Source organism: Parasynechococcus sp. (assembly GCF_042954245.1).
Taxonomy (GTDB): domain Bacteria; phylum Cyanobacteriota; class Cyanobacteriia; order PCC-6307; family Cyanobiaceae; genus Parasynechococcus.
On the sequence record NZ_JBGKDP010000004.1, the window covers coordinates 1 to 4,011 of the forward strand.

3 protein-coding genes are annotated in these 4,011 nt (G+C 62.7%); 1 reads left to right on the forward strand and 2 read right to left on the reverse strand.

Going from position 1 to position 4,011, the window contains the following annotated elements; genetic code table 11:
- On the forward strand, positions 1-494 hold a 494-nt coding region (locus tag ACGVJ8_RS00240), incomplete at its 5' end, for a 1,4-alpha-glucan branching protein domain-containing protein (RefSeq protein WP_392344951.1).
- Between the two features lie 82 nt (positions 495-576).
- Here the strand turns inward: ACGVJ8_RS00240 and crtL are convergent.
- Both crtL and ACGVJ8_RS00250 read right to left on the reverse strand, forming a co-directional pair.
- Positions 577-1,815, reverse strand: coding sequence for a lycopene beta cyclase (gene crtL / locus ACGVJ8_RS00245; RefSeq protein ID WP_392344952.1), 1,239 nt, complete (start codon positions 1,813-1,815; stop codon positions 577-579).
- Positions 1,816-1,817: 2 nt separating this feature from the next.
- A partial coding sequence (locus tag ACGVJ8_RS00250; protein ID WP_392344953.1) for a DNA gyrase subunit A occupies positions 1,818-4,011 on the reverse strand: 2,194 nt, incomplete at its 5' end.

Genomic DNA, 4,011 nt, shown 5'->3' on the forward strand with positions numbered 1-4,011 from the left:
TCCAACAGGCACCGCAGGAGGGGGTGAGCTTCACCCGGCTTCGGGATGTGTTGAACAGCGTTGGCCACCTCCAGCTCTGTGATCCCTGCCCCTCCAGCTGGGGGAAAGGGGGCTATCACGACTACTGGCTGAACGACAGCAACGCGTGGATCATCCCGGAATGGGAAAAGGCCAGTGCAGCGATGGTGCAGCGCTGCAGCCGCGGGGTGGGCAGCGAGCAGGCGATGCAGTGGCTGCAGCAGGCGGCGCGGGAACTGTTGCTGGCGCAGTCGTCGGATTGGAGCTTCATCCTCCGAGCAGGCACCACCACCGAACTGGCCCGCGAACGGGTGCAACGCCACCTGGGTCGCTTCTGGCAGCTGATGCAGGCCATCGACGGCACCACCGAGCTGCCGGAGGGCTGGCTCGAGGAGGTGCAGCTGGATGACCGCCTGTTCCCGCTGATTCAGCCGTTGGACTGGGCCCCGGTACAGCCTTCAGTACTTAGCGCATAAAGAAATGCCTCCCGCAAACGGGGGATCAATCGGTGCTCAGCACTCCCTCATCTGAGGGATCGACACGCAGTTTGAAGAGATCTCAAAACCGCGGTGTTTGGCCCTGAACCGCCCCTAGCACCAGACCTCGCCGCAACTCCCAGGGCGATAAAGCAAACAAGCGCAGCATCACCCCCATCAAGCGCGGCAGCGGCAGGGTGTTGGTGAGGAAGCCAAACCACTCCTCCCTCGGCAATGAGAAGAAGGTGGCGAAGTGGGTGCGCAACAACGCTTCGTTGAAGCCCATCAGCCGCCCCAGGCCGAATTGATAAAGCTGATGGCGCAGCACCAATTCGATGGGCCAGAGCGCCTGCCAACCCCGTTGCGCCAAGGCTGCTGAGCCAAGGCTTTGATTGGCGAGGGCATCGGCGAGGGCTTGGGCCAGATCAGGCCCCCGCCGCAGCAGCGATCCCACCATGTAGCCCGAGGCCGGATGCACCATGCTCCCCGCACCACCGAAAGCCAACACCGGTTGGTTGCGATCCGGCAATGGCAGGTTCATCGGGAAAAGGCAGAACTCCTCATGGATCACCTCAGTGATTTCCACGCCGCGCAGATCCAAGCGCTGCTGGAGCCGTTGCTTGAGAATGTCGTAGGGAACACCCGGTGCCAAAGCAAGTGAGGTTTCTTCCACGAAGAACACCCCATCGCCCAGATCCATCGCGTACAGGAACGTTGGAGGTTCCTGTTGCTGCTCCTCACTGAGATGATCGCGGCGGTAGTCCATCAATACAAACCGGTCCGGTTCGATTGGCGGTTTGGAGAAACGCCCCACCACGCCGTAGGCCGCCTGGCCCGCCACCGGCCCCTGATCCGGGCGGCGGATGTGGGGCGTGCGCGAACCGGAGGCATCGATCACCAGGCGTGCCTGCAATGTCGTTCCCGATGCACAGCACACGCTGGTGATTGCACAATTCACTTCCAGCCGCTCAACGGTGTCTTGATGCCAAACCACACCATCAGCCCGATCCAGCCAGTAGCGCTGCAGAGCAGACCGATCGAACAGGCCGTAGTCAATCCCGTGGGAATGGCTCTGATCCTGAGCCGTTGATCCGCCTTCGCCGAAGTAACTGACGGTGTCACTCCAGCGGTGCTCCAGCAGCTGCTCAAGTCCCACCGCTTTGAGTTCATCGGCCCAGATGCCGTAGGTATTCGGCCATGGGTTGTCGACTGGATCGGGGGCAATGCCTACAACTGCCACGCCCTGTTGGTTCAGTTCCGAGGCGATGCAGAGGGCAGCAGGAGCGCCCCCCAGCACTATCACATTCACCGGCTCAACCAAGGTCAGCTGTCCTGCGCGGCCGTTTCGGTGTCACTCGATTCGCTGTCGTTCGACGTGTCGTCGTCAGCGGATTCGTCCTCCGCTTCCGGCGGCACCAATACCACCTTCAGCAGCCGGTCGCCCTTGTCGAGCTTCTGCAGACGCACCCCCGTGGCAGCGCGGGACTGCTGGGGAATGGCATCGGCGCTAGTGCGCACGATCACCCCCTTCTCGCTCACCAGCAGCAGTTCCTCACCGGCACCGAGCACACTCAGCCCCACCAGCTCATCGGCGTCGGTGCGGAACTTCATTGCCCGCAGGCCCATACCGGCCCGCTTCTGTAAGCGGAATTGGGTCACCGGCACCCGTTTGCCCAGACCCGAAGCCGAAGCCACGAGAACCCAAGGACCCTCACTGACGGCATCCTCTTCATCCTCGGCACTGGCGGCCACCTGATCGGCGAGTTCCACCGGCAGCACATCCATACTCACCAGGGCATCGCCATCGCGCAGGTTCATCGAACGCACGCCGCGGGCCGGACGCCCCAGGGGCCGCAACTCCTCATCACTGAGGCGGAAGTGAATGGTCATCCCGGCTTTGGAGCCGATCAAGACACTGTCGCCGGGCACCGCCAGGCGCACCCAGGTGAGGGCATCGCCCTCTTCCAGGTTGATGGCGATCAGGCCATTGGAGCGGATGTTGCTGAAGGCCGAGAGGCGGGTGCGCTTGATGAAGCCACCGCTGGTGAGCATCAGCAGATCGGTGTCGTCGCTGAACTCCGACACCGGAATCAATGAGGTGATCGCCTCCTCCCGGGGAATCGGCAGCAGCTGCACAACCGGCGTTCCCTTGGCCGCACGGCTGCACTGGGGCACGCGGTAGGCGGGCAGGGCGTACGACACACCACGGTCGCTGAATAGCACCAAGGTGTCGTGGTCGTTGCAGCTGATGAACAACTTCACCGCATCTTCACCCTGGCTGCGGGTGCCGGCCTTACCGCGGGTGCCGCGGCTGGTGGCTTCAAATTCACTCACCGGCATCCGCTTGAGATAGCCGGTCTCGGTGAGCAGCACCACCGAACGCTCATTGGCGATCAGGTCGATGTCGGAGAGGCCACCGCCAAGGTCGAGGATTTCGGTACGACGCGGCCTCGGGTAGCGCTCCCGCAGCTGACCGAGCTCATCCTGGATGATCCCGAACACCCGCTCACGCCGGCCAAGGATGTCTTTGTAGTCGGCGATCTTGGTGACCAGATCCTCATGCTCGAGCCGAATCTTGTCGGCTTCAAGAGCCGTGAGACGACGCAGCTGCATCTGCAGGATGGCGTCGGCCTGGATGTTTGAAAGGCCATGGCGATCCTGCAGATGTTGCCGTGCCGTGGCCGTATCGGGTGCAGCCCGGATCAAGGCAATGATCGGATCGAGCTGATCGAGGGCCAGCAGCAGGCCCAGGAGGATGTGGTCACGCTCCTCGGCCTTGCGCAGCAGGTAGCGGGTGCGGCGCTCAATCGTCTCGACCCGGAAGTCGAGGAACACTTCGAGCATCTTGCGCAGGGTGAGCAGGATCGGCTCACCGTTCACCAGCGCCAACATGTATGCACTGAAGTTGCTCTGCAGCGGGGTGAGCTTGAACAGGTTGTTCAGCACCACCTGCGGGTAGGCGTCGCGGCGCAGCTCCACCACGATCCGCATGCCATCGCGGTCGCTCTCGTCGCGGATGTCGGAGATGCCCTCGAGCTTCTTGTCGTTGACAAGCTCAGCGATTCGCTCAATCAGAGCCGCTTTGTTGGTCTGATACGGCAACTCGGTGATGATCACCGCATCGCGATCAGGGCGCCCGGGAGCCTCGATAGTTTCGATGTTGGCCACCCCGCGCATCGTCACGGAGCCGCGGCCGCCCAGGTAGGTCTCGCGGATGCCCTCACGCCCCAGGATCTGACCACCGGTAGGGAAATCCGGGCCAGGGATCAGCTGGATCAACTCCTGATCAGTGATCTCCGGGTTCGCGATCAACGCGAGTAAGCCATCAATCAGTTCATTGAGGTTGTGGGGCGGGATGTTCGTCGCCATCCCCACGGCGATGCCCGCCGAACCATTCAGCAGCAGCTGCGGGATCCGGGCCGGCAGCACCGTGGGCTCCTGCTGGGAGCCATCGAAGTTGTCGGCGAAATCAACCGTCTCGGCCTCGATATCCTCCAGGAGGCTATCGGTGGTGAGG